Source organism: Arthrobacter sp. GCM10027362, from assembly GCF_042679445.1.
Lineage (GTDB): Bacteria > Actinomycetota > Actinomycetes > Actinomycetales > Micrococcaceae > Crystallibacter.
On the sequence record NZ_JBHTML010000009.1, the window covers coordinates 35,952 to 61,104 of the forward strand.

At 67.4% G+C, this 25,153-nt stretch carries 27 protein-coding genes and 1 riboswitch; of the genes, 13 read left to right on the top strand and 14 right to left on the bottom strand.

What is annotated here, in order from left to right:
* Window positions 1-72: 72 nt before the first annotated feature.
* Both ACFQ36_RS03275 and ACFQ36_RS03280 read right to left on the bottom strand, forming a co-directional pair.
* Window positions 73-885, bottom strand: coding sequence for an MBL fold metallo-hydrolase (locus ACFQ36_RS03275; protein ID WP_377010581.1), 813 nt, complete (start codon window positions 883-885; stop codon window positions 73-75).
* Window positions 886-1,605: 720 nt separating this feature from the next.
* Window positions 1,606-1,845, bottom strand: coding sequence for a hypothetical protein (locus ACFQ36_RS03280; RefSeq protein ID WP_377010583.1), 240 nt, complete (start codon window positions 1,843-1,845; stop codon window positions 1,606-1,608).
* Window positions 1,846-1,897: 52 nt separating this feature from the next.
* Between ACFQ36_RS03280 and ACFQ36_RS03285 the strand changes: the two genes are divergently transcribed.
* On the top strand, window positions 1,898-2,146 hold the full coding sequence (locus ACFQ36_RS03285; protein ID WP_377010585.1) for a hypothetical protein: 249 nt from the start codon (window positions 1,898-1,900) through the stop codon (window positions 2,144-2,146).
* 345 nt (window positions 2,147-2,491) lie between these two features.
* Here ACFQ36_RS03285 and ACFQ36_RS03290 read toward each other — a convergent pair whose 3' ends face one another.
* On the bottom strand, window positions 2,492-3,172 hold the full coding sequence (locus ACFQ36_RS03290; RefSeq protein ID WP_377010587.1) for a haloacid dehalogenase type II: 681 nt from the start codon (window positions 3,170-3,172) through the stop codon (window positions 2,492-2,494).
* 570 nt (window positions 3,173-3,742) lie between these two features.
* Between ACFQ36_RS03290 and ACFQ36_RS03295 the strand changes: the two genes are divergently transcribed.
* The gene (locus tag ACFQ36_RS03295; RefSeq protein WP_377010588.1) at window positions 3,743-4,117 is read left to right on the top strand and encodes a DUF1622 domain-containing protein; all 375 of its coding nucleotides are present in this window, start codon (window positions 3,743-3,745) and stop codon (window positions 4,115-4,117) included.
* Between the two features lie 2 nt (window positions 4,118-4,119).
* Window positions 4,120-4,656, top strand: a complete 537-nt coding sequence (locus ACFQ36_RS03300) for a YetF domain-containing protein (protein ID WP_377010590.1) — start codon at window positions 4,120-4,122, stop codon at window positions 4,654-4,656.
* A gap of 79 nt (window positions 4,657-4,735) precedes the next feature.
* On the opposite strand, the gene ACFQ36_RS03305 is transcribed toward ACFQ36_RS03300, so the two are convergent.
* From ACFQ36_RS03305 to ACFQ36_RS03330, 6 genes are all read right to left on the bottom strand, one after another.
* Window positions 4,736-5,563 (bottom strand): alpha/beta fold hydrolase, encoded by an 828-nt coding sequence (locus ACFQ36_RS03305; protein WP_377010592.1) that lies wholly within the window; start codon window positions 5,561-5,563, stop codon window positions 4,736-4,738.
* Window positions 5,564-6,194: 631 nt separating this feature from the next.
* The gene (locus ACFQ36_RS03310; protein ID WP_377010594.1) at window positions 6,195-6,845 is read right to left on the bottom strand and encodes a hypothetical protein; all 651 of its coding nucleotides are present in this window, start codon (window positions 6,843-6,845) and stop codon (window positions 6,195-6,197) included.
* Complete coding sequence (gene efeB / locus ACFQ36_RS03315) at window positions 6,842-8,128, bottom strand: iron uptake transporter deferrochelatase/peroxidase subunit (RefSeq protein ID WP_377010596.1); 1,287 nt, start codon at window positions 8,126-8,128, stop codon at window positions 6,842-6,844. The genes ACFQ36_RS03310 and efeB overlap by 4 nt, the downstream gene beginning before the upstream one ends.
* 65 nt (window positions 8,129-8,193) lie before the next feature.
* Window positions 8,194-9,384, bottom strand: coding sequence for an iron uptake system protein EfeO (gene efeO, locus ACFQ36_RS03320; protein ID WP_377010598.1), 1,191 nt, complete (start codon window positions 9,382-9,384; stop codon window positions 8,194-8,196).
* Between the two features lie 422 nt (window positions 9,385-9,806).
* Window positions 9,807-10,403, bottom strand: a complete 597-nt coding sequence (locus ACFQ36_RS03325) for a hypothetical protein (RefSeq protein ID WP_377010600.1) — start codon at window positions 10,401-10,403, stop codon at window positions 9,807-9,809.
* An 88-nt stretch (window positions 10,404-10,491) separates the two neighbouring features.
* Window positions 10,492-10,869, bottom strand: a complete 378-nt coding sequence (locus ACFQ36_RS03330) for a hypothetical protein (protein ID WP_377010602.1) — start codon at window positions 10,867-10,869, stop codon at window positions 10,492-10,494.
* Window positions 10,870-11,521: 652 nt separating this feature from the next.
* A riboswitch (SAM riboswitch) is annotated at window positions 11,522-11,644 on the top strand.
* 44 nt (window positions 11,645-11,688) lie between these two features.
* Between ACFQ36_RS03330 and ACFQ36_RS03335 the strand changes: the two genes are divergently transcribed.
* From ACFQ36_RS03335 to ACFQ36_RS03350, 4 genes are read left to right on the top strand one after another with little or no spacing between them, the layout of a single operon-like run.
* Window positions 11,689-12,612 (top strand): MetQ/NlpA family ABC transporter substrate-binding protein, encoded by a 924-nt coding sequence (locus ACFQ36_RS03335; RefSeq protein WP_377010604.1) that lies wholly within the window; start codon window positions 11,689-11,691, stop codon window positions 12,610-12,612.
* Complete coding sequence (locus ACFQ36_RS03340) at window positions 12,609-13,640, top strand: methionine ABC transporter ATP-binding protein (RefSeq protein ID WP_377010605.1); 1,032 nt, start codon at window positions 12,609-12,611, stop codon at window positions 13,638-13,640. The genes ACFQ36_RS03335 and ACFQ36_RS03340 overlap by 4 nt, the downstream gene beginning before the upstream one ends.
* Window positions 13,637-14,311, top strand: a complete 675-nt coding sequence (locus tag ACFQ36_RS03345) for a methionine ABC transporter permease (RefSeq protein ID WP_377010607.1) — start codon at window positions 13,637-13,639, stop codon at window positions 14,309-14,311. The genes ACFQ36_RS03340 and ACFQ36_RS03345 overlap by 4 nt, the downstream gene beginning before the upstream one ends.
* Before the next feature lie 22 nt (window positions 14,312-14,333).
* Window positions 14,334-15,782, top strand: coding sequence for an LLM class flavin-dependent oxidoreductase (locus ACFQ36_RS03350; protein WP_377010609.1), 1,449 nt, complete (start codon window positions 14,334-14,336; stop codon window positions 15,780-15,782).
* Between the two features lie 303 nt (window positions 15,783-16,085).
* On the opposite strand, the gene ACFQ36_RS03355 is transcribed toward ACFQ36_RS03350, so the two are convergent.
* Together ACFQ36_RS03355 and ACFQ36_RS03360 are read right to left on the bottom strand one after the other, a co-directional pair.
* The gene (locus ACFQ36_RS03355; RefSeq protein WP_377010611.1) at window positions 16,086-16,967 is read right to left on the bottom strand and encodes an alpha/beta fold hydrolase; all 882 of its coding nucleotides are present in this window, start codon (window positions 16,965-16,967) and stop codon (window positions 16,086-16,088) included.
* Between the two features lie 37 nt (window positions 16,968-17,004).
* Window positions 17,005-17,274 carry a hypothetical protein gene (locus ACFQ36_RS03360; RefSeq protein ID WP_377010613.1) on the bottom strand — a complete coding sequence of 90 codons (270 nt, stop codon included), beginning with the start codon at window positions 17,272-17,274 and terminating at the stop codon, window positions 17,005-17,007.
* On the opposite strand from ACFQ36_RS03360, the gene ACFQ36_RS03365 reads away from it, so the two are divergent.
* Window positions 17,183-17,629, top strand: a complete 447-nt coding sequence (locus ACFQ36_RS03365; RefSeq protein ID WP_377010637.1) for an HNH endonuclease family protein — start codon at window positions 17,183-17,185, stop codon at window positions 17,627-17,629. The two genes, ACFQ36_RS03360 and ACFQ36_RS03365, sit on opposite strands and share 92 nt — an antisense overlap.
* 548 nt (window positions 17,630-18,177) lie before the next feature.
* On the opposite strand, the gene ACFQ36_RS03370 is transcribed toward ACFQ36_RS03365, so the two are convergent.
* Window positions 18,178-18,393: a hypothetical protein gene (locus ACFQ36_RS03370; RefSeq protein ID WP_377010615.1), complete on the bottom strand. Its 216-nt coding sequence runs from the start codon at window positions 18,391-18,393 to the stop codon at window positions 18,178-18,180.
* A gap of 595 nt (window positions 18,394-18,988) precedes the next feature.
* Here ACFQ36_RS03370 and ACFQ36_RS03375 point away from each other — a divergent pair.
* Window positions 18,989-19,756 (top strand): cyclase family protein, encoded by a 768-nt coding sequence (locus ACFQ36_RS03375; RefSeq protein WP_377010617.1) that lies wholly within the window; start codon window positions 18,989-18,991, stop codon window positions 19,754-19,756.
* A gap of 91 nt (window positions 19,757-19,847) precedes the next feature.
* Here the strand turns inward: ACFQ36_RS03375 and ACFQ36_RS03380 are convergent, their stop codons facing one another.
* Both ACFQ36_RS03380 and ACFQ36_RS03385 read right to left on the bottom strand, forming a co-directional pair.
* A complete protein-coding gene (locus ACFQ36_RS03380; protein ID WP_377010619.1) occupies window positions 19,848-20,255 on the bottom strand; it encodes a transposase in 408 nt (135 codons plus the stop codon).
* Window positions 20,256-20,321: 66 nt separating this feature from the next.
* Entirely contained in the window at window positions 20,322-20,723 is a 402-nt protein-coding gene (locus tag ACFQ36_RS03385) for a hypothetical protein (protein WP_377010621.1), read from the bottom strand.
* 483 nt (window positions 20,724-21,206) lie between these two features.
* Between ACFQ36_RS03385 and ACFQ36_RS03390 the strand changes: the two genes are divergently transcribed.
* The 4 genes from ACFQ36_RS03390 to ACFQ36_RS03405 all read left to right on the top strand — a co-directional run.
* The gene (locus ACFQ36_RS03390; RefSeq protein WP_377010624.1) at window positions 21,207-22,283 is read left to right on the top strand and encodes a hypothetical protein; all 1,077 of its coding nucleotides are present in this window, start codon (window positions 21,207-21,209) and stop codon (window positions 22,281-22,283) included.
* A 516-nt stretch (window positions 22,284-22,799) separates the two neighbouring features.
* Window positions 22,800-23,423, top strand: a complete 624-nt coding sequence (locus ACFQ36_RS03395; RefSeq protein ID WP_377010626.1) for a MotA/TolQ/ExbB proton channel family protein — start codon at window positions 22,800-22,802, stop codon at window positions 23,421-23,423.
* Window positions 23,424-23,540: 117 nt separating this feature from the next.
* Window positions 23,541-23,756 carry a hypothetical protein gene (locus ACFQ36_RS03400; RefSeq protein ID WP_377010628.1) on the top strand — a complete coding sequence of 72 codons (216 nt, stop codon included), beginning with the start codon at window positions 23,541-23,543 and terminating at the stop codon, window positions 23,754-23,756.
* A gap of 921 nt (window positions 23,757-24,677) precedes the next feature.
* The coding region (locus ACFQ36_RS03405; RefSeq protein WP_377010630.1) for a glycogen debranching N-terminal domain-containing protein at window positions 24,678-25,153 on the top strand (476 nt) is incomplete at its 3' end.

Below are 25,153 nucleotides of genomic sequence, written 5' to 3' on the forward strand. Positions count from 1 at the left end.
CGAAGTGATCGGAGAATTCCTGTTGCAGTGAGCGCCGGAATCCGCCGATCCCTTACCGGGCGTCCCGTCGCGCTATCTTCTTCGGGCGAGGAGCTGTAGTTGCCGTTCATGCACGCCGGGCAGCCAATCCTTGCCGAACGTGGCCGATGGGCCGACCCGCGGGTCGCGGGGAACACCGGCGTCACGCAGGACGTGCACGTACGCGCGGTCCTGTTCGATCCGTGCGCGTATCTGGTCAGCTCCGCCGATGGACCCGTGGCCCGGGACGAGGACCTCGGCCTCGCCCGCCGCGCCCTCGAGCAGCCGCAGCGCGGCGAGGTAGTCCTCGATCGGGTCCGCGGTGTCGTTCAGGTCGAGCAGCGGAATCAGGACATTGGAGAGCATGTCGCCGGCGACGAGAACGCCGCGCTCCTCGATCAACAGCGCCGCATGGCCCGGGGCATGCGCCTGATGCTCGATAATCCGGACCCGCGGGCCGTCCCAGGGAATCCGCGCGGTTTCGGCGGGCAGGCCGGTCAGGAGGCCGAGCAGGTCCAGCGGTATCTGCCCGGCGATGTCCGGCGGGATCAGCTCGGCGAGGCGGGCCTTCGCACCCGGATCCGCCAGCCGAGCCCGGACGGTGGCCGCGCAGCGGGCCGTGCCGTACCGGGGCGCCGCGCCGAGCCGGGGGTGCCAGAGCAGGTGGTCCCAATGCGGATGCGTGGAAAACCCTGCCACCACGGGCTGGCCCAGCTCATCGAGGTCGTCCGCGAGACAAGCCATTTCGTTGTCCTGCACCCCGGGGTCGATGAGCAACACGCCGGCTCGGCCCTGCACGACAACGGCGTTGCTCCGGCAGAACCTGCTCTGGTGAACCAGCACATCCTCCGCGACCTGCCTCAGCACCGGGGTCCTTCCGCTTGTGGTCTGCCACCGCCTGTGGAGACGGTAGGACCTGGCGGAGTGGAATGTCCAGCCCCCCGTCGACTTCGGCTAAGCAGATATCTAATACATGGTTCCGACAGCCAGCAGGACGGGAACCGGCCCGGGCGCAGGCCGCAGCGGACGGGGACGCGGCGGGCTCCCCGGAGATCGGGCCGGCATGGACGGCGGGCGGCTTGCCTCACCCGGGATGCCGGCACCTGCCTTTCGCCGGGGTCGCCTGGCCGCGGTGCGGCGGGGAGATTCCTTCGGTTCACGGCGGCCCGCCTGCGGCAGCCCCGTTTCCCTGCCCGGAGTGCCGGCTTCAGCCGGCAGGGTCCTGCCCGGTCCGGGGTGCCAGAGTGGATTTCTTGTATTCGGGAGGCCGGAGGCCCAGGCGCGCCTGATGCTCGCCCACCAGGCCTAAACCGCCGTGGCCGGTGCTGAGGGAGAGTACGTGGCCCGGCTGTGGTTTGTCGGGGTCAAGTTCGGCGGCGGCACCTGCCGGGCCTGGTGGATGCGCAGAACCGGCGACGGCCTGGGCCCGGAGCCGGTTGAGATCATCTCCGCTGTTATCGGCGTTTCCACGGTGAAGCAACGGCGGACAGCTGCAGGCGGGGCTTGCGGGAAGTCAGGGATCATGACCGGGTCCCGTTCGGGATACCCTCTTGTTGCGCCGCGGCACGTGCGGCAGGAGCGGACGTGTCAGTGCGGGACTTCGAGTTGGAAGCCGCACCGGCACCGCAGGATCCAGGTCTCCAGCCGGACTGCCGGCAGGGGATCGGTCTCGTCGGTCTCGACCGGATCATAAATGGAGCGTTCCGCCGGGTCGTGCCGGCGCATCGGTTCGCGGCAGTGCAGATACTCTCCCAGCCCCGCCTGGCCCGCGGGCACCAGTGCCCCGAAGCCGGACAAGGGCTGCTCATCGGTATTTCGTGGGGGCATCCTCGTCGGCTCCTCAACTTGTGACAGGCATTATCTCCAAATGATTGTAAGCGTGCTTGCTGTATTTTTATTTCTCCGCTGCACTCCGGGCATTGAACAGCCATCGGTTCCGAAGGATCACCACCACCAAACCGCGCAACCAAAAGTGGGACCACTGGGCGACTTCGCGGATGTCACCATCGGCAGGGGACCGGTGCAGGACAAAGCTCGGATCATGCCCAATCCGCTGGATCGCACTGGAACGATGGCATTAACTGCCGACCTTGGCAGTTGTCATATGCGCTGTTATCGGCGTTTATGAGGAAGCCGCCCGCGGTTAGGAGCATTAGGCCGGGATGCAGGGATTCCTGAATCAGCTGCCCGTTTCGAGGCAGTTTTGAACCCTTCGGTTGTGGCTAGGACCGGACCGGCGAGTAGGTGTTACGGCCGACCCGCAGCGGAACCCACTCATCCCAGCTGCCGCACGCGGCTGAGACAGACGACCGGGCTTCCCGGAGTCGATCCGCTGGAGGAGGGATCATCTGCGAGGCAGCTGAAGTCGACGCGGAGCCTGGTTTCCGCTGTCTGCCGGTTCTTCGGCCGCAGCCTCCTTCATCCGGCGGCGTGCCTCCTACGGCGGGTAACGAGGCGGGCCAAGGCCCGCCGTTCAGGCTCCGCGGCCAAGGACGGCGGGCAGTTCCTCCAAGCTGCCAATGGTGTAGTCGGGTGCCTGGAAATAGGCGGGGTATTCGGTCCGGGGCCGGTTCAGCCAGGCCGTCCGCAGTCCGGCCCGGGAGGCGCCGTGGATATCCCACGGGTGGACGGCAACCAACAGCATTTCGGCCGGGCCGGTGCCGCAGGCGCGCGCGGCGTAGTCGTAGGCCGCCTTGGCCGGCTTCCAGGCCGCGGCGTCCTGGACGGAGAGCAGGGCCTCGAAGTCCTCGCGGATCCCGGCGGTGCGGAAGAGCCTGCCGGCCACCTCCGGCGATCCGTTGCTGAGCGTGACCAGGCGGAAGCCTGCCGATTTCAGCTGCCGGATCCCGCCGGGAACGTCCGTGTGGACCGCCAGTTCGGAGAAGGCGCCCATGATGTGTTCGACGGCCTGGTCCGGGTCCCGGTTCAGCGGCAGCGGCCGGAGCAGCCCGCGGAGGGATTCCGCGCCGATGTCGGCAAAGCCGGCGTTGTCTCCGCTGGCTGCCAGGGCGAAGCCGTCCCGGAGCACGCCGGCGAACCACAGTTGAGCCAAATGGGCCGGTGCTCCGGTTTCCGTGAAGTGCCGGGCCATGGCGGACATGTCCGAGAGGGTTCCATTGACATCGAAAACGATGACCGACGGTGTGGTACTCATGGGAAGGTCCTTCCTCGCAGGTGGCGCAGCCGACGCCGGGCAGCTTACGCCCGTCCGCCGCGTACCGGCACCCGGCCTGTCCGGATCTGCACATGTTCGCCGCGGACCGACGCTGCCACCGCGTCCGGACAGTCCCGTTCAACCGCCTGCCAGAGCCTGGCTGTGATGTCCGCCCCGGCACATCTTTACCACCGGGACCGTGTGCGCCGGGCCGGTTCGCAGGGAGTCGATGAATTCATACTTCGCCACCACCGTGGCTTCCGTGCGAAGTATGCGGGGGCTTTTTCGGGAACGCGGCCTCCGCCTGGAACCGGGGCCCGGACTCCGGTCTGTGCCTGCTGCCAGATCTTTTGCTGGCAGCAGGTGCCGGTTCGGCACACGGCGGGCCCGTCCGGTAACAGTGCCGGTGCCGGCTGTTGCCCTTTTAGGCCGGGACTGCATCCACCGGAAGCAAGTCTGCCGCCCTGATCTTGTCTCCTGTCACGGTCTGGCCGGTATCCGCTCCGGCGGGCTGTTTCGGGCGTCCGTGCCTGGAGGGTTTTTGGCTGCCGTGCAGGTACCGTGGTCGCCATGGAATTCCAGGAAGTGATTGAGTCGGTCGGCCGGGTCATCGATGCCGCCGGCGTGGCCGCGGTGGTTGTCGGTGCCGTGCTGGCCGCCCTGCTGGCCGTGCCCCGGCTGATGCGGCGGCAGGCCGGGGTGTACGGGGGGTTCCGCCGGTTCCTGGGCCGCTCGATCCTGCTGGGGCTGGAACTGCTGGTCGCAGCCGACATTATCCGCACCGTCGCCGTGAGTCCGTCCCTGGGGAGCGTGGGGGTGCTGGCCCTGATCGTGCTTATCCGCACCTTCCTGAGCTGGTCGCTGGAACTGGAGATCACGGGCAGGTGGCCGTGGCAGGGCCGGGAAGGACAGAGCCCTGCCGCGGCCGGGTCAAGGGAGGAGTAGGCATGTGGAAGGCGCTGGGGGTCTCGCCCTTCGAGGCGGTGGCCGTGGTCGTGTCGGCGGTCGGGATTGCGCTCGTGTTCCTGCTGCTTCTGAGGCTGCTCGGGCAGCGGTCCGTGGCGCGGATGTCCACCTTCGACGTCGCCGTTCTGCTCGTTCTCGGCTCCGCCGGCGGCCGGGTCATTACCGGCTACACACCGACCCTGGCCGCCGGTGCCATCGCCCTGGCCGCCCTGGCGGTACTGCGGTGGGCCGCCGACAAGCTGGCACGGACACGGATCGGCGCGCTTTTGGTCCGCGACCGGCCGATCCTGCTGGTGGACGGGGAGCGCATCCTGGCCGGCAACCTCAAACGTGCCCGGGTCTCGGAAGCGGAACTGTGGGAAACCCTGCGCAGCGGAGGGATCCGCAACCTCACCGAAGTCGCCCTCGTCGTGCTGGAAGGAACCGGCGCAATCAGCATCATCAAACGCGGTGCCCCGCTCGACCCGCGGCTCCTGAGCGGCATCGATGGCACCGGCGGGCAGGACGGCGGAATCTGAGTATCCGTCCCGCACGCCGAGCCGGCTCTCCTGAGGTCTGCGGGCCGTAAACGGGTGCCCTGCCCCGCTGCATGGCAGGTCAGTGCGCGAGGTGCTGAAGGATTGCGTCGGCGACGTCGGCGGGTGAGTCCTCGGTGGGAATGTGCTTGCCGGCGACCTCGACCAGGTCCGAGCCGGGGATTTCCTCGACGTAGCGGCGGGCGTAGCCGATTTTCTGGAATTCGTCGCCGCGTCCCCAGACGAGCCGGGTCGGCACGGCGGCCGCCTGCAGGGCAGGGACCAGGTCGAGGGTGTAGCTGCTGTCGGCGGCCGCGGCCATGGCCGTCCAGGACCGGACCCGGGCGGGGCTGTGCCAGGGGGAGAGGTAGTCGTCCAGTTCCGCCTCGGACAGTTCCCGGGCAACGGCGCCGCGGGTGGACCGGGCACGCGCCTCGAGCAGCTGCTCGCCGGTGGTGGCAGCGCGCACGGCCGGATCGCGGAACCGCTCGACGGCCGGGACCGGCCAGGAATCGAACATGACCGAGTTCATCAGCACCAGGCGGCTGACCCGGCCGCTGTAGGCGGCCACATGCTGAGCCACCCCTCCGCCGATGTCGTGCCCGGCCAGGGCGAAGGCATCCAGCCCCAGCGCGTCGGCGGCCTGCAGGGCGGTCCGCGCCAGGGCCGGGATGGTGGCTTCGGCCTCGTCCAGTTCCCCGCCGCTGCGGCCGAAGCCGGGAAAATCCAGCGCCATGCAGTGCAGGCGGGAGGCCAACTGCGGCAGGACCGGCTGCCAGACTCGGCTCCAGAAGGTGCCGTGCAGCAGCAGCAAGGGAGCGGCACCGGGATCCCCGCAGGTCAGGACGGACAGCCCGGTCCCGCCAACGGTAATCTCTTCCCGGCGGAGCGCCGGACCTGTCTGTGCCATAGGCTCTCCCGGGCTTCCAAAGGGACGGGTGACGCCTCGGATCCTAGCATGCTGGAAGGAGGCCTGCGCAGGTGGCAAGGATGCGTCCGAAGTGAGCGTTGGCTGCAGCGTTGCGACGAATCCCTAGAACCACAGGACAATGGCGCACATGCCTATCCACCACCAGGAGCGCCCCTCGCGCACGGCCTGCCGGATCAGTCAGACACCCCGATCGCGGCGAGGGCGGCCAAGGTAAACAGGACAACGGACTTCGGATCGTCATGCCTTCAGTCTCGTCCGTGATGCACCGGGACCATATAGACATATAGAAAGGACCGGATGCGGGAGCGTGGCGGCCATCCCAGCCGCCAGGCACGGTATCGGGGCGGCGCCAGACCCGGTACTGCCAGACGGACGGCAGTATCAAACTCCGGAATCGCAGCGCGATTCACCGGCTTCCAGTTGTCATATGCGCCGATATCGGCACTTGTGTTGGGGCAGGTCAGCTGGTTCGCAACGGCTCGACGTCCTTGATGATGTCTGTAATGCTCTGGTGTCGGCGCTGAATATTGTGGTCGATACATCAGGGTTGGTGATGGATTCAGGGGCTGCTGAGCCCGGGATCAACCGGGCGGCAGTGGCGCCTGTCCGGTTATCCTCCCGCCCAGCGGCGCAGGGTGCTGTTGACCAGGCCCACGATGATCGCTGTCCACCAGCAGCACTGTGAGATGGACAGGGCGGTCAGTATCCGGATCCGCAGCCGCACGGCCACTGACCTGAAATGTGTCCCCGCGGGGAGGGCACGGAGCCGGCGCATGGCCGGTGCCAGGGCGATGCCGTTCAGCATGAGGATCAGGACGCACAGGAGCTTGGCCTGCGTGAGGGGGTTGGTGATGTCCGGCTTGATCATGGCACCTGATGCCAGCAGCACGGCCAGCCCGCCCCAGATCAGCGGCTGGGCGGCAGCCTCCAGGCGGCGGGTGTCGTGGATGTCCCGTTTGCCCAGCAGCCAGAGGAGGCCCACCCAGTCGACGATCAGGATGGCACCGAAGGACAGGACCAGCGCAATGATATGGCAGGCCAGGCCCACGCGGTGCAGGACCGGACCACAGTCCACGAGGGCCCCGACGGACACGGACATCAGCCATGCCAGCGTGCAGCCGGTGGCCAGGAACATGCCCCTCCTGCGCCCCGGCTGCCCGGGCGCCGCGGGGGACTGGCTGCCGGGGTTCCGTTCGGCAGGGACCGGTCTGGGTTCCCGGGTGTCCGTACCGGCGCGGGGCTTGAGGCCGGCGGTGCTCATGTGAAGAGTCCTTCACCGATGAAGCCGCCGGGCCTGGCGCCCGGCGGCACGGCGAACAGGCCCGAGCCGGTGTGCTTGAGGTACTCAAGGGCCAGGACGTCCTGCTTTGCCATGGCCATCTGCATGGGCACGTAGTGTGTCCGCGGATCCTTGACGAAGGCGATGAAGAACAGGCCGGCGTCGAGGTGCCCCAGCCCGTCGGATCCGTCGGTGTAGTTGTAGCCGCGGCGCAGCATCCGCACGCCGTCGTTGTGGTCCGGGTGGGCCAGCCGCAGGTGGGAATCCAGGGGGATGAGGGGTTGGCCGTCGCGGCCCTTGATGGTGAAGTCGGGTGCGGTGAATTCCGTGCCTCCGGAAAGCGGTGCTCCTTCGCCCTTGGTCCGGCCGATCAGGCCTTCCTGTTCGCGCAGGGACGTGCGGTCCCAGATCTCGATATGCATCCGGATGCGCCGGGCTATCAGGTAGCTGCCGCCGGTCATCCACGCTTCCCCGGGACGGGAACCGGCGGTGACCCAAACGTGCTCGTTGAGAAGGTCCGTGTCCTCGGCCTTGAGGTTGTTGGTTCCGTCCTTGAAGCCGAAGAGATTGCGCGGGGTTGTTTGCGTCCGCGACGTGGACGATGTCCGGCCAAAGCCCAGCTGCGACCAGCGCACCCGTACCTTGCCGAAGCCGATGCGTGCCAGGTTGCGGACCGCGTGCACGGCCACCTGCGGATCGTCGGCGCAGGCCTGGACTACCAGGTCCCCGCCCGTGCGGGCTGCTTCCAGGGCATCGCCGGGGAAGTGGGGCAGGTCGACCAGGGCATCGGGACGGCGGCCCTCCAGCCCGAAGCGCGCCTTGCCGTCCTTGTCGAACAGTCCCGGCCCGAAGCCGAACGTCAGCGTGAGCCTGCCGGGGGCCAGGCCCAAAGCCTCACCGCTGTCATCCGGCGGGGCGTCGTAAGGGCCGCCGACGGCGCCGGTGTCGCCGACCGTGCGCCCGGCCGTCATCGCTTTGGCTGCTGCCGTCCAATCCCGAAGGAGCGTGATGAGTGCGCTGCGGTCCTCCGTGGTGACATCGAACGCCGCCATGTGCAGGCGGTCCTGCGCCGGCGTTGTGATCCCTGCCTGGCGGTCGCCGTGGAACGGGACGGTGGCGCCGAGGGGTTCCCCTGCCGGCGCCGCGGCAGCGGAGAGCGCATTCTGGCTCAGGAAGCCTGCAGCGATGCCGACGGCCGCCCCGGCACCGCCGGCCAGGGAGAGCAGCTTCCGGCGCGACAGCCGGCGGTCCGCGCCGTCCGGCACAGACACCTGTTGAGGCGCCGCACTGTCGGGGGACGGTGGCTGGCTGCCCCCGAACGGGCAGCCGGTCACAGCACGACCGCCGCGGTGAGCTGGGACAGCGGCTCGCCCAGGGAATCAACCAGGCCGGCAAGCCGCTGGACCTCGGACTGACTGAGCTCGTCGTAGGAGGCGAAGCCCTCACCCTTGCGGTACTTCTTCAGCTCCGCCTGCAGGGCCGCGAACTTCCCGTCCAGGGACGCGGCCAGTGCTGCGTCCTTTTGGAGCAGGGCCGGCCGGAGGCTCTCGAAGGCGATCCGCGCGCCGTCGACGTTGGCCTGGAAGTCCCACAGGTCGGTGTGCGACCAGGCTTCCTCCTCGCCCGTGACCTTGCCCCTGGCCACCTCGTCCAGGAGCTCCTTGGCACCGTTGCCGAGGTCGTCGGCGCTCAGTTCCACCGAGCGTGTGCGCTGTCCGAGGTGCTCGGTGTCCGCCACAAGCTGCCGGGCAATCACGGAACGCTCACCCGCCGTCTGCGGCGTGTAGCCGGCCGGAGGGAACAAGTCCTTCTCGGCCCGGTGCCAGCCGGTCCATTCCTGGCCGGGCTCGAGGTCGGCTTCGCGGGCATCCAGCCTGGGGTCCAGGTCACCGAAGGACTCGGCCACGGGCTCGATACGCTCCCAGTGCATGCGGGTGGCCGCGTAGAGGCTGCGGGCCTTGGCGGCATCGCCTGCCGCGTAGGCCTCGGCAAAGGCCTGGGTGCCGGCCACCAGCTGCTCCGCCTGGTCCTTGACGTAGGCGGTGTACTGGGCGACGCCGGTGTCCACCAGTTCCTGGGAACCGGCATCGACGCCGGCCTGCCCGCCGGACTCCTTGACGGTGAAGCCGGCGCGGATGCCCTCGCCCTGCATGCCGGGCTTGCAGGCGGTGATGTACGTACCGGCCGGGGCCGTCACCACCAGGTTCCGGGTCAGCCCGGGTCCGATGTTCTCCGCCTCTCCGATGATGCGCAGGCCGTCCCCGGCCAGCAGGTAGAACTCGGTCACCTCCGCGCCGTTGTTGGTGACCGCGAAGGTGAGGTTGCCGCTGGATGCTTCAGTTGTGGAGACCTTGCACCCGGAACCGGTGCTGGTCACCCTGATGGCGCCGGAGGAGGCGGGGTCAGCCGGTGCAGGGCCGGTGCAGGAGGCCAGGGCCAGCGGCAGTACGGCTGCCGCTGCCATGAAGGCCGCACGGGAAGCGGCAATAGGCCCGTTTTTGGGCAGGGTCAAGCCAGGCATTGGGATCCTTGGAATGTCTCGGGTGCGGTCGGGAGCGATCCAGACGGCACCGGTGCGCGGTCACGGCAGCACACCGGCGGTGTCTGGTGCAGGCAGGCCGGTCTGCACGGTGGCAGTGAGTTTGCCCTGCCTCATGCTGTCCCATGAGGCAGGAGCTTGTCGCCAGCTGGTACTCAGACTTCGGAGAACTAAGCTGAGGCTTGCCTAACAACGGAAGGGTACACACCGCATGGGATTACGCAAAACAACCGTGTCGTAATTTTTCCGAAAATTACTCCACCCGTTGGACAACCAGTGCCGGCGGCCGGATGCCTTCACGGGCTTTTTCGCGGGCGTCCCATCCACGCGCCAGCTTTTCGTCAACGTCCCCCAACCAGGAAGCTGTCATAGGCGCCGTTCTCGGCGTTGGTTGCGTCGGGCCGTCACGGGCGCCTGGTTGTAACCGGCTTCCGGATGGTACGACGAGCCAGGCCCGCGCTTTTACAGGACACGGACCCCGCGACCAGGGGAGCCGCCTGACGGATCCAGTCCCCGCCCTTCCGGCAGCTCCGGGCCACCGAGTCACCGGCCCGGAGCAGCGGTTCCTCCCGGCGCTTCTGATGCAGGTAGTCCAGGTCCCGGCATCGGTGGGCGCGCAGCCGGGCGGCAATGATCCGCCGGTCGGCCGCGGTCAGCGAATCGTCCTGTTCCAGGATCAGGCGTCCGGCCGCGTTCCGGCACAGGTCCGTGACCAGGGCCTCGAGGCAGGCCGGCCGGGCGATCTTGTCGGGCCGGTCCTTCACCACGTACAGGAGCGTCTGGGCCCCGGTGGCGGCCGCGCCCCTGGGGAAGGCCCGGCGCTGCGCGTCCTTTCCGTTCTTGAAGTGGACCGAGGCCGAATTCTTGTGGCGCAGGCCGGTAATCACGGACCGGGCCGAGGCGACGTCCTGCGGGGAGATGACTGCAGCGGCGATGTAGTACCCGCGGGCCTTGGACCCGTCCACGAAGACATGGGCCCGCTGCGGGAACACAAATGCCATGAACGGAGCTCCTCCTGCCACCGGTGCCCGGCCGGTCACGCAGGCGCCCTCCCTTCCAGCATAAGAGTGGCCGATGCATGTCCTTCGGTCACACGGTGCCGGCCGCCGGGGAGGAAACCTCTGCCGTTCCTTCCCGGCGCCCGGCCCGAAGCGGCAGGCTGCGGCGGGCCAGGATGGAAGCCAGCGCGGCGCAGGTGAGAATGACGCCGGACGCCAGCAGCGCGCCGGCCAGGTACAGGGATACCGCGGCAGCGGGCAGGGACGGGTGCGCAGGGGCAGCCAGGCCCCCGAGGCCGACCCAGACCCAAAACAGGGCGGCTGCGGCCAGGGCCGCCCACGGGCTGCGCCCGGCAGGGAGACGGGCCGGCAGCGGCCGGGGACGCGGACCGCCGGGACGATCCTGCAGAACCGGAGAGACCGTTTGGCGCTGCTGCTCCGGGCCGCCGAAACGCGGTCCGGAGCCCACGCCGAAGGCAGACCTACCTGTGCCCGCCGGCGCATTCCCCCGTTTCCGCATGTCCCCCACCGTCATATCGTCACCCCTGGCACGGGACCGGACCGTCCAACACGCCGCTGCAGGAGCAAACGTCACGCAAGCCGGCCAACGGCCGGTGCCCGAAGACTGCCCATGCCCGGTCCCGGCCGGCTCATCCGGCCGCCTCCCACCCGATGGCCATCCCGTGTTGCAGGACCAACGGCGGGACCAGGACGCCGGGGCAGCCCGGTTCCCTACTGGGACATATGCGCTGTTATCAGTGTTCCTTGGACCGCTGCATAGGCAGTTACGGAGAGTGTCGGCAGGAAGACGGGTTCACGGCACGGTGAAACGACGTCGCCGGCCACACATCAGGAGTCAGAAGGCGCACGTCTTCGCTTCCCGTGCCTTGGGCCGGACCAGCGGCGGCGGGTGCATGTGCACCGGGCAGGCCGGTGACGCGGCCGGTCCGGCAGGGATCGTGGTGATCGCCCTGCCATATGCCTGCCCCGTCCGGGACCGCGATGGCTGTGTGACCCGTTGTTGAGTTTTATGTCCGCGTATTTCGTTCCATTTCCCCGTATGGCTGGAACCATGGCCGGGGTTTTCTTCGCGTCACATTTCCACCATCATTTTTTTACTGAATCAAGAGCTCCAACGTGAAGTCCTGGCTGGTTGGACGGCAACCCTCTCGCTGTAGCGGGGTGCCCCAGATGAAGATTCGGCCCGCGGCGGGAAGAGGATCCGCTGCCGGCAAGTACGGCGCCGCACGCGGTGTTGTGCCGTGACCAGACAGAGGTACACAGCAAGATGTCTTCCCCCAGCGAAACCAAACATGCCGACAAACCGTCCGCGGGCCACGGTCTTGAACTGAAGAAGAAGTCCAGAAAGCCGGCGCTGATCGGCGGGGCGGCCCTCGTCGTCGCCGCTGCTGTCGGGGCCGTGATCGGCGTGAACGCGGCCGGCAGCGGCAGCACCGCGGCGTTCGGCACGGACCTGAAGGTCGGCTACCTGTCCACCGACGCCGCGCAGGAGGCGGTGCTCGAATATGTTGCCGAGGACATCGCCCCGGACTACGGCATCCACGTCATCCCGACCGGGATCGGGGATCCGAACCAGATTTCCCAGGCCGCCAACGACGGCGAACTGGCCGCCACCATCTACGCGCACAAGCCCTGGATCGAGCAGACCAACGCCGCGAAGGGCTGGAAGATCACCCCGGCCGAACCCGTGTTCCAGTGGTCCTACTCCCTCTACTCCTCCCGGTACGGTTCCCTGAAGGACCTTCCCGACGGGGCGAGGATCGGGATCCTGGACGATCCGGCCAACACCGCCCAGGCCCTGATGCTGCTGCAGGGCGCCGGCGCCATCACCCTGGATTCGGCCGTGGAGGCCTCCAAGGCCACGCTGAAGGACATCAAGGAGAACCCGCGCGGCCTGAAGCTGCAGCCGATCGCCTTCGGCACCGCGGCCCGCAGCCTGGGTGACCTGGACGCTATCATCAGCTACAACTTTGAATTCGTCGCCGCCGGAACGCCCGCCAAGTACAGGATCTACGCCCCGGAGGCACCCCAGGTCTTCGCCTCCCAGCTGGCCATCGGCACCGGCTACCTGGACGATCCCAACATCGAAAAGCTCATCGAGGCCTTCAAGGACCCGAAGCTGCAGGACTATCTGGCCACCACCGACGATCCGGCGGTCAAGGACCAGCTCGCCCCGGTCAGCCGGCCATGATCGAACTGGACCGGGTCAGCAAGGCCTACGGACCGGGCCCGAAGAAGTTCCAGGCCCTGGATAAGGTCAGCCTCAGGGTCGAGGCCGGGGAAATCGCCGCCATCACCGGCCCCAGCGGGGCCGGCAAATCGACGCTGTCCCGCTGCATCAGCCTGCTGACCCGGCCCACCGCCGGCACCGTGTCCGTGGACGGGCAGGACCTGACCCGCCTGGGGCGCCGGCAGCTGCGCTCCGCCCGTCAGTCCATCGGGACCATCTTCCAGGGATCAAACCTGCTCGCCCGCGCCACCGTTGCCGAGAACATCGCGCTGCCGCTGGACTTCCTGGGCGCGACCCGGGCCTCGGCCGCCCGGCGCGTGGGCGAACTGCTGGACCTGGTCGGCCTGGGCGACAAAGCCGGCGCCTATCCGGCCCAGCTGTCCGGCGGCCAGCGCCAGCGCGTCGGCATTGCCCGGGCGCTGGCGCTGAAGCCCTCCGTCCTGCTGGCCGACGAGGCGACCTCCGGACTGGACCCGTCCACCACCGTCTCGATCCTGGACCTGATCCGCAGCATCCGCGACACGCAAAACGTCAGCGTCGTGCTCATCACCCATGAAATGGACGTCGTGCGCGCCGCGGCGGACACGGTAGCCCGGCTGGAAGCCGGCCGGATCGTGGAGTCCGGGCCGGTGGGCACGATCGCCGCCGACCCGTCCTCGGCCCTGGCCGCAGACCTGCTCCGCCACGGCGCGCCGGTACGCCCGACCCCCGGGACCGAGGTGTGGCAGGTGCAGTACGGCCCCGGGGCCGTGGCCCTGGACTGGCCCCAGCGCCTGGGCGCCGCCCTGGGCAGCCCGGTGGAGATGCTGGCCGCCAGCATCGAATCCATCGGCGGTCCGCCCGCCGGCCGCGCCACCATCTCCGTCCGGGCCGGCCTGCCGGAGGCCTCCGTCCATGAGTCCCTGGCCGCAGTGGGCCTGCACGGCCACCCGGCCCTGCCGGCAACCGTTCATTCGGACGCACCCGGAGTGGAAGTCGGTGCCCCGTGAACACTCCCTGGTCCGAGGTGCCCGCACTGGTGCTGCCGGCGATCGGGCAGACCGCGCTGATGGTGGGCCTCGTGATGCTCATCGTCGTGCTGGCCGGCATCCCGCTCGGCATCATCCTGCACAACACCGGCCCGGCCGGCCTGTTTCCCCGCCCGCGCGTGCACGCCGTGCTCTCCTGGATCGCCAATCTCGGCCGCTCCCTGCCGTTTTTGGTGCTGATGGCGGCGGTCATCCCGCTGACCAAACTGCTGGTCGGCACCACCCTGGGCATCCAGGCCGCAATCGTGCCGATGTCCCTGGCCGGAATCCCGTTCTTCGCCCGGCTGGTCGAAAACGCCATCCGCGAAGTCCCGGCCGAACGCATCGACATCGGCCACGTCTCCGGCGGCAGCACCCTGCAGATCATCGGCAGGATCCAGCTCAGCGAAGCCCTGCCCGGCCTCCTCGCCGGCCTGACCCTGAACCTGATCGCCATGATCGAATACTCCGCCATCGCCGGGGCCATCGGAGCCGGCGGCCTGGGCTACCTGGCGGTCAATTACGGCTATCAGCGCTTCGACGCCACCATCATGGCCGTGTGCGTGATCCTGCTGATCGCCGCCGCCCAGACCATCCAGTTCCTCGGCGACCACCTGGTCCGCCGCACCTCCCGCGCCCTGCGGCACACCTGAACCCGACCGGAAAGTAGAGACGATGACCAAGAAACGGATTCGCTTCAACGCCTTCGACATGACGTGCATCATGCACCAGTCCCCGGGCCTGTGGGCACACCCGACCGACCAGTCCACCCGCTACAACGACCTGGACTACTGGGTCGACCTGGCCAAACTGCTCGAGCGGGGGAAGTTCGACGGCCTGTTCATCGCCGACGTCCTCGGCGTTTACGACACCTACCAGAACTCCCACGACGCCTCCGTGCGCCGGGCCATGCAGGTGCCTGTGCACGACCCGCTCATGCAGGTCTCCGCCATGGCCGCGGCCACCGAAAAACTCGGCTTCGGCATCACCGTCTCGGCCACCTACGAACAGCCCTACGCCCTGGCCCGCCGCTTCAGCTCCCTGGACCACCTCACCCGCGGCCGCATCGCCTGGAACATCGTCACCTCCTACCTCGACGGCGCCGCCCGGAACCTGGGCATGGACCGGCAGATGTCCCACGACGAACGCTACGACCTGGCCGAGGAAGTCGTCGACGTCTGCTACAAGCTCTGGGAAGGCTCCTGGGAAGAAGACGCCGTCATCGCCGACCGCAAGACCCAGGTCTACGCCGACCCGGACAAGGTCCATCCCATCAACCACAAGGGCAAATACTTCTCAGTCCCCGGCATCCACCTCTCCGAACCCTCCCCGCAGCGCACCCCCGTCATCTGGCAGGCCGGCACCTCCACCAAGGGCCGCGCCTTCGCCGCCCGGCACGCCGAAGCCGTCTTCACCGTCGCACCCACACCGGCCATCCTGCGCAAATACGTCGACGACATCCGCGCCGTCGCCGCCGACCACGGCCGCGACCCGCGCAGCGTGAAAATCTACACCGAAATCGCCACCGTCACCGCCCCCACCGACGCCGAAGCCCGGGCCAAGTACGAGGAGTTCCTCACCTGGGCCGATTACGAAGGTGCCCTCGCCTTCTACGCCGGCATCACCGGGATCGACCTGTCCACGCTCGATCCGGACCAGCCGCTCGAATACGTCGAAACGGACTCCGCCCGCTTCGCCCTGGAAATCTTCTCCAAGGCCGACCCGGACCGGACCTGGACCCCGCGCGAGGTGGCCAACTTCGTCTCCATCGGCGCCATGGGCCCGGTCCTCGTCGGTTCACCGAAAACCATCGCCGACGAACTCGAACACTGGATCGACGAGGCCGACATTGACGGCTTCAACATCGCCTACGTCACCACCCCCGGTACCTTCGAGGACTTCATCGAGCACGTCGTGCCCGAACTGCAGGCCCGCGGCCGCTACTGGAGCGACTACGACGAATCCACCACCCTGCGCGAACGCATCTACGAACCCGGCCAGACGCGCATCCGCGAGGACCACCCAGCCGCCGCCTACCGGCGCCGGCTGCAGGACAATGCCGCCGCACGCCAAGCCGCACAAGCCGCCGGGTCCGCGGAACCCGCAACCGTACCGGCGCGATAAAAACCAAGGGGACGGTGCTGCCGGGGACAACCGGCAGCACCGTCCCGGGCACACCAACCGGACATGTTGCCGCCAATCCCGGATGACCAGGACGGCCCGGGAAACCGCCGGCACCAGGCCCGAGCCGTTGGCGGAGACCCCCACCCGGGACAGGGTTATCGTGCTTTCGCCCGCCCTGAGGCACTGTGACACGGGTCGAACCGACCGTGATGTCAACTCTCTGGAAGCAGCCCGCCCCGGCAGCTACACAGGGGCCCCTGACGACGGCGTCACCAAGTAGCGCCGGAACGGACATATGCGCTGTTATCGGCGTTTCTTCGCTTGGGGTGCGGAGGGTCCTGGCGTTTGTGCGATCCATTTCCTCAGCAGCAAGGCGAACGACTGCGCCTCCTCTGCCGGCCACCAGTGCCCGGCATTCACGTCCACGATTTTCAGTTGTGGCACCCAGTCCTGAAGCCCGTCCACGAGCAGGGGCGACAGAAACGGATCCCGCTGTGGGACGATCACCTGCACCGGGACCGTACAGCGGCCGGGCAACTGCTGAGCGCGGAGCCAGTTCGCCCGGTACAGGGCCAGACCACGGATGGCATTGTCGCCAATGCGCCGGCCGCTGAGGCGCTCGTAGCGGCGGGTTAGGAACATCCGCCAGGCCAGTTCCGGCAGCATCGGCAGCTGGAAGACGGCAACGTAGGAGCTGCGCAGCACCTGGGCCAGAGCCTGCGGCCACAGTGCCAGGTGGTGCAGCCGGTGACGCATCCAGCGGCGCAGGTGCCCAAGGTCCGGTCCGGAAATACTGGTGAAGCTCAGGATCCTCCCCTCGGCGCGGGCATTCTGGATGGCCGCCCAGCCCTGGATGGATCCCCAGTCGTGCCCTACCAGATGGACCGGGCCGGCGCTGGAGGCGTCGATTACGGCGAAGAGGTCATCGACCAAGGCCGGCAGCCGGTAGGAATCCAGCCGCTCCCGAGCCGCGCGGGAGGCCCCTGCATTGCGGGTGTCATAGGCGATGACATGGTGGTCGACGCTTAGCTCGGCGATGACGGGTGCGAAGACGGCATGATCGTCCGGATAACCATGGACGAACACGATGGCCGGGACTCCGGGCCCCGGAGGCGGTCCGTAGCTGTAGACGGACAGGGCCGCGTCCTGCCGCGTCAGCATCGCGCGGCGTTCTCCAGCATCCATGGGCCTCTCCTGTTTCTCCGCCGGGTACGCGGCCAGCCTAGGTCCTCATCCCGGCCACCGAAACCGAGGTTCCGGCCCCGGCCAGCGCCGCCGAGACCACCTGGACCGCAGCGCCCTCGACTGAACCGGCCTCGACTCCGACCCAGGAAGCCGCCCGGGGGCCGTCGAAGCCGGCTGCCGCCGGAACGCCACCGGAGCAGCTGGCCAGCATCACGATCAAGGGCCGCGCCCCGAAAACCGGGTACTCGCGCGAGCAGTTCGGCAACGGCTGGCCGGACCCGGACCGCAAGGGGTGCGATGCGCGCAACAACACCCTCGCCCGCGACCTTTCCAACGAGAGCTTCAAGCCCGGCACCACCGACTGCATGGTGCTGGCCGACCCCTACACGGGCACCTCCATCGACATCGTCCGGGGCAACAAGACCGGCACGCTCGTCCAGATCGACCACACCGTGGCCCTCTCCGGCGCCTGGGAGAAGGGTGCCCAACAGCTCTCCACCGACCAGCGGGAGGCGTTCGCTAACGATCCGTTGAACCTAATGGCCGCCGACGGCCGGACCAATGGCGCCAAGGGCGACGGCGACGCCGCCACTTGGCTGCCGCCGAACAAGGGCTTGCGATGTGAATACGTTGCGCTGCAGACCGCTGTGAAGGCCAAGTAGGGCTTTGGATGACCCAGGCTGAGCACGACGCCCTCGAGAACCTCCTGAACACCTCCTGTCCGGTCGCCCCGAGCCTGTGGAGCGCCGCCGGAATCGTTCTGTGCGGTGCTGTGCTCCTTCTGGGGCAACGTGCACTGCCCCGCATAAGGCGGGCGGCCACTACCCGTTGAGCGCTATTTACGCGTTTGAAATCTTCATCCTGCCCCGTGCAAGTGTGCAGAGATGAGAAGGTCCCAGCTCCTTCCGTGCGTTGGCGGCCCGGACATGCAGAAAAGTCTTGCTCGGCATCGAACAGGCCTTCTGGGGCAAGGGCGGCGGGATCTGCCGCGCCAGCAGCTGGTTCACCGGCCCATACCTCAGCTCCCTTCCCAATGCAGGGAAGGGAGCTGAGGTATGAGGACACCGGCAGTCGTCATATGCGCCGTTATCGGCGTTTACTCCCGATTCTGGGTTGTCCGTCCGCGTGTTGTGGGGGAGCGTTTGCCCTTTTCAGGAGTTGCCGATGGGTGAGTGCCCCGTCCTATGGGTGTGACCGTTGGCCGTCGCGCTTACGGAGCGGTGCGGCTGGCGGCCGCGTCCTGTGTGAGGCGCTTCGGGGAGGTGCCCGGTTTCTTGGGCTCTTGGAGCGATTGGAGCAGCAGCCCTCCGATGGCGGGCGGGACGATCAGGGGCATCAGGGCCACCTGCAGCGACGTGTGGTCGGCGATCGTGCCGATCACCGGTGTGGCCAGGCCGCCAATGCTGACGGCAAGGCCCGGGGTCACGCCGCCGGCCGTGCCCACGCGTCCCGGCAGGTAGTCCTGTCCGAGCGTGACGTGCAGGGAGAACGGGACGTACAGGTCGGCCGGGGTCAGCGCGATGAAGAGGTAGATGAAGGGGCCGGGGATGAAGACGACGCCGGCGACGGCCAGGATTGTCGGGGGTGTAGGACCAGCGCACCACGCGGATGCGGCCGAACCAGTTGGCCACTGCGGCGCCGAGGACGGTGCCGATGGCGGTGCCGATGTAGAGGATGAACAGGACCGCGGTGCCTGCGGCGGAGCCGCCGCCGGTGCGCTGCCGGGTGTAGAGGGAGACGAAGGCGCTGCGGCCGACGAACACTATGGACCGGCAGATGACCGCCCCGGAGAGCGTGGCGAAGGAGGCCCGGTCATCGCTTCCGGCCTTCGGCGTCGTGGACGCCGTGCCGGCCGCCGGGTCCTGGCCGACCGTACGGCGGCGGCACACAGGGCGGCGCCGGCCAGCGGGGGCGACCGGTTCCCGTCCCAGGCATCCGATTTCGGTTCCCGATGCGGCCATCACCCGTTGGGCCGGATTGGTCGTTGACTCCTGACCTGCGCGGGCCGCACTGTTATTGACATGGCACTGCACAACCAACGGGACCTGCACCAGGCGTCGGCCGAAGCGCTACGGCAGGCCCTGAGCGCCTACCGCATCATTGACCTCAGCCGCGAACTGATCCAGGGCATCCCGACCATCCCCACCCACCCGAAGTTCTTCCTGCTGCCGTTCCCCGCGATGACCGACCCGGCCGAATTCAACCAGCTCGTCATGGGCGACCATTCCGGCACGCACGTGGACGTGCCGGCACATTTCGTGCCCGATTCCAGCGACAAACGGCGCGTCCACACCCACGAGATCCCGCTGACCGCCCTGATGGGCCGTGCGGTCAAACTCAGCTTCGGCCCCTATGAACCCGACAGCCACAACATCGGCCCTGGCGAGATCATCGAGTGGGAGGCCCAAAACACTGCCATCGAACGTGATGACATCGTCCTGTTCGACACGAAATGGGAGCACCGCTGGTCCCTCGTGCCCGAAGGATTCGACTACCTGAACGGCTGGCCGGGACTCACCGGCGAGGCAGCGAAATACCTCCGCGAAAAGGGCGTGAAAGCCGTCGGCATCGACTGCATCAGCATTGACCCGGGAGACAAATCCGGCCCCGACCTTCGCGCCCATTACGAACTGCTCCCCGCAGGGGTGCTCGTCATGGAGAACCTCTGCAACCTCGCCGAGGTCCCCGAGATCAGCTACTTCATGGCATTCCCGCTCCGACTCAGCGGCGGCACGGGCTCTCCGATCCGCGCGATCAGCCTGGTCCCAAACACGGGCGGCAACCAGTGACACGGGACGGATCATTCAGCCAGGCCCACCCGCCGGGCATGACCTGGAACGTAACGAGACATGTGCGCTGAGGTGAAACCAGGCGGGCTGTTCACGCGGCCGGCGCCTCCGCGGTGACGGTGTAGCCGAGGGTCGTGAGTTCGCTGATCAGGCGCCGTGCCCGGCGTTCGGGATTGTGCCGCTTGATGAAGCAGCCCGGGCCGGACTCGTGGAAGGGCCCGTCCGGGCCGGGGAGGTGGAACAGGGCGACGGGGATGGAGTGCCGGGCGGCGCCCGGGGCCTTGGCATGACCGCGTCGGCCCTTGATCCGTGCATACTGCGCGGCGTAGTACGTGTTCTTGCTGCGGACGGTCACGCTGGCGGCGTCGTGGAGGTAGGTCCGCAGCCATTTGTTGCCCTTGCGGGTCTTTCCGGACGTGGACTTTCCTGCAGACTCATACTGGCCTGGACAGCGGCCGGCCCGGGAGGCCGGAGGGGCGGCGTCATCGAAAACGGTCATGTCGACGCCGATCTGAAGCGATGATGCCTTCGGCGGTGCGCTTGTCGATCCCGGGCACGGTGGCGATCAGGTCACGCTGGCGGGCGAAAGGGGCGTTCCCCGCGGTCGATCTCGACCGACAGACGCCCGATCGCCTCGCCCGGGCAGCCCGGCCTGACCGGGATCCCCCCTTTCGGTCAGGGCGTGAGGGCCGGAGAACCGCCCCCGCAGTGCTTCCCGCAGGGCCGGGATTTTCCTGCCCGGCACGCCCCTGGCGAGGTCGGCCATGACCTCGGGATCCCGGGTGCCGCCGACCAGGGCGGTGAGCATTGCCCGGCCGGAGACGCCGAGATCCTCGGAGACGACCGAGGAGAGCCTGGTGCCGGCGTCCCGGGGGATCCTGCCCGGGCGCCGGATCCCGCGGGTCCGTTCCCGGATCCGGGCCCTGCGGTACCGGACCGGGTTCGACAGCCCGCGGACCGGCGGCACGAACGAGGCCCTGACGGGCCCGCGGACGGCCGGCCGGGCGGTCCACGCGGCGTCGGCCGTGTCCGTTTTACGGCCCGGGACGTTGCGCAGGGGCTTCGGCGTTGGGCAGCCGGCACCCGAACCCGTCCCCCGGGATGTAGTACACCGGCTTCCCATACACCCCGGTGGATTCCCTCCCCGCCGGCGTCACACCCTGGCCCGCCGGCCGGTCCCGCAGCCCGGGCAGCCCGGCCGCCGCCGTCCCGAACGCCGCCGGCTGCGTCCCGGCAGTCCTGCCGGCCGTGATCCGCACGCACGCCACGACCGTGTCCCTGCGCGCGCCCTGGCGCGGTTCTGCCAGTGGTCAATGACACGCCCGCCGGCCTGGCTGGAGGTCACCAGGGGATCTGTCGACAACCGCCCGGAGGCGGTTACTTGAAGCTGCCGACAGGGTAGGTCACACTGGCGGCAGGCAGACCGGGCAGTTGTGGGGGAGGGGCGGGCATGGGTCGGATTCTGATCCGTCAGGCCGACGGAACATGGAGTGAGCCGGCCGGTGCCGGTTATGCCCTCGAGGCTGAGCTGCAGGAAATCCTGGCGACGCATCCGGAGCTGATTCCCGGTATCAGTTCCCAGGCGGCCACCTGCCGTGAGTTCCAGTCGGAGGCCGGGCCTGCCGACATCATTGTGGTGGATACGGGCGGGGAGGTGACGCTGGTTGAATGCAAGCTGGCGGCTAATCCGCAGGTGCGGCGTGAAATCGTGGGGCAGATGTTCGATTATGCCGCGCGTCTGTGGAAGATGGACGTGGAGGACTTCGATGCGCGCTGGCGGGACCGCAACGGGGAGTCCCTCTTCATGAACCATGCCGACGGCCCGCTTTTTAGGGACACCGTCGCCCGAAATCTCGTGGAGGGACGGTTCCGCATCGTGCTGGCCGTGGATGCCATCAACGGGCCGTTGAAGCGGATGGTGGAGTACCTGAACATGATGTCCGGTCCGGGGACCTCGGTCATTGCTGTCGAGTATGCCCGCCTTGTCCAGGGCTCGGTCGAGATCCTGATGCCGCAGGTCTACGGGCAAGAACTGGCCGAGGCAAAATCGGTTCCCGCCGACGACGGCCGGACGGTGTGGGATGCGCCCGCCTTCCGTTCCTGGCTGGAGTCCAACGAGTCGGCGGTAGTCGGGAAGTTCGACGTCTTCACGGCGGAGGCAGCCTCGCGGGGCCTGGTCTTTGCCGGGTCGCGGGCCGCCAGCCCGGCGGGAGGGCTCCGGGTCCACGACGCGACGGGCCTGCAGCTGGGAACCGTGTCGCTGTTCTATTTCCGGGGACAGGGAACCTCTGTCGAGTTCAATTTCGCCAGGCTGTCCAGAATGGCCGACGACGAGCTGCCCGGCAAGGAGCTTCTCGAAGCGTTCCTGTTTGAGCTCGGGAGCGTGCCGGGGCTGGGGGAGGTTGCGGACAACCTGCGGTCGAGCCGCTTCGCTGCCCGGAAGCCCAACGTCCCCCTTTCGGGGCTGACCGAGGATGCCCTCCGGCGGGCAATCGACGCCCTGGCGGTCCTTGTGCGCCGGCCGTAAGCGGGAATTCACATATCTTCCAAGCCCCTACTTTTGCGCAAATTAGAATAAGCAACGGATAAAGTGACAAAATTCGGAGCTATCGGTGGGGTTTCCTGCGATGTCACTTAAACGGCCGTATAAATGGCAGGGGAGGAATCCGGTGCCGGTCGGCTGCGGCCTGCGGCGGTAAGCCCCGATCTTCAGGGCACCTTCGGGCCGGTAATAACGCTCCGGTCATGGTCGACAGAGGACGTAATCAGGCCGGGTCGCCCGGCCGGCACCTCCGGACGGGATAGGAAAAAGACCAGGCAGCAGGAGACGGAGACTAGAGACGGTTCTTGAAGATCCATACGGTGGAACTGTTGCCTCAAACGCTCATGGCTTCTCCAATGAGAAACCGGCCTCGCTAATCGACGGTGGGAAGTCGATAATAGGACGATGAAATTTGAGCGGGATTCCCCACCTGAGCGACCGCCGGCCGCGCCTGCCCCGGGTAGATGGGCGCGCTTCAGGGAGGCAGCGAACGGCTGGGGCGTGAGATGGAAAGACTTTCTTGGTTCCGTGGCGAGTCTGGCCACGGCTGTCGGCCTCATCGGGACGGTCGTCGGGCTGGGGCTGGTCCTAGTCCAGCTGAGAGAGGTGGAGAAACAGCTGCAGAGCGGCTCGGCCCAAACCGTGACCAACCAGCTGCTGGAACTGGACAGGGAGCTCCAGGAATTGGGCCCCGACGAACGCGCATGCTTCATACGCGAGTCGGTCGGCACCTGCCCTGTTCTTCAGAAGCATCTCACGCAAAAGTCAGCTGCGGAGCCCACGCCGAAACCTTCGGGACAGAAGTCCTTCAGGGACACGGTGGAGAAGGTGCGCGCAGTCGCGGTGGAGCACTTGGATCTGTTCGACTCGGTGCTGGCCCAAGTGGATTACCTTAACCTGCGGGATGAGCCTATCCTCAAACTTGAGACCAGCGGCGCTCCTGGGGACGGGTGGAATGGTTGGAGCAATTACATGCAAAGGACCATGCAGGCCAGCGAGGTGATGTGCCAGGTTCTGAGGGATGACATGAACATGTATGCTTCCAATTTAGTCGACGGCCTGGATTGGGTAGGGAAATGCGGTATCCTTTCCCGCAACAAGGCTAATGGCCCCGGTAGCCTGTGATGCAGCAAAATTTTTTGCAGATTTCGGCCGTCAATTTCGTATTCGAACGTTGAACCTGCTGGCGGGACGAACCGTTGCCGCATGCCCTCATGGGTCAAATGTCAGCTTCATCAGTCCGTGCCGGAACTGCTCTGCCAAGAGTTCGCAGGCAACTTCCTGGAAGCGGCCGTGCCAAGCTTCCGCTGCGCCAAGGCCTCTAAATCGATGGGGCTGGCCAGATGCGAGGCGCCGGGCGGAAGCCGGTTCACGCCGGAAGGTGCAGTAAAAGGCGATGCGGCTGACATTGAGGACCTTCCCGACCTGTTCGACGGTCATGTCCTGCTGTTCGTATAGCCAGCGGGCGGCGGCCACCTTGCCGCGGGTGAGCAGGGCCGGCCGGACGCCGCTGCGGTCCCGGGGCGCTGGCGGCCTGAAGTCGGGAGGTACTGCGTTCGCGGATCAGGCCGCGTTCAAACTCGGCCGCCTCTGCCGCTGCCGCCTGTGCTTCCGACGGCTGCTGCAGTGCGGTCAGTACCTCCAGCTGCCTATTGCCCTGCTCGATCCGGCGTCCTGCATGTTCAGCCGCGGGCATGGGTTGGACTTTGAACTCAGGTAAGTCCAAAGGGCTGTGGCCTTAGCATGCCACAGAGAGCTTGCAGCCAAGCTGGCTGCTCATTGAACGGGTTCCGCATGAGGAAAGTATCGCCAGTCTTGAAGTGCCCACAGGATAATGTTGTCTCTGACCCCGCGTCGTCTCATTAAAGGACCGTTTGCCGGGACAAGATTCAGGACAAGATAACGGGGCTATCACCTGCCGTCCGGATCCCTGAATCTCAAGGTCCGCCTTGTCTCAACAATGCGTCTTATCCAAGATCTTTCCAGAAATCGCTATGCAGGTCTTTGATGAGGCGAAGCAGTAGAGGCCGGAACGGCAGGCATCGGATATGCCAAGGTCAATGCCATGGACCCAAAAGCGGGCCTGCGGCATGCGGCCCTAAAGGCTGCAGACTGCCGGCGGATCTCCACCTGTCAGGGAGTGAGCGGCACACGGGCCCGCACCGTACAGGACGCTGGACCGGCTGCGGGAGGGTGACGCGGTGGTTGTCTGGAAGCTGGACCGGCTGGGCAGCAACACTCGGAACCTGGGAGCCGATGGTGCTTGGCCCCATCGAGGAGACAAGGGTAGTGTCGATAGGACCGAGGAAGACTGCGACCGGCAGCCGGACCGCAGGATCCGTGCGATGCCGCACCTTGCAATCCTTCGAGGAGCCGGAGATGGCTGGATGGAATGCCGATACTGCTGCCGGGCCGCTGGGGGCCGGGACGGTCACGCTGGTGGAGGGATCGTCCTTCTGCATCTCCCTGCCGAACGGGGATATCTACCCCAACCATCCGCACGGTGTCTTCTTCCAGGACACCCGCATCCTGTCCGGCTGGAGTCTGACCGTCAACGGCCAGCCGCTGGAGCCGCTGGCGGCGAAGACCAGGGAGCCGTACCGGGCACTGTTTGCCGGACGTGTCGTCCGTTCCGACGGGTACGCGGACAGTTCGCTGATTGTAGAGCGGGTGCGCGAAGTGGGTGCCGGAATCCTTGAGGAGGTCGCGGTTTGGAACTACTCAACGGCCGCCGCCGAGTGCGTGATCGTCGTCAGGGTTGAAGCGGATTTCGCCGATCTGTTCGAGGTGAAGGAGGCGCGGATCCAGCGGCACTGGGACGAGACGCGGCAGCCCGACGGTGGTTCGCTGACCAT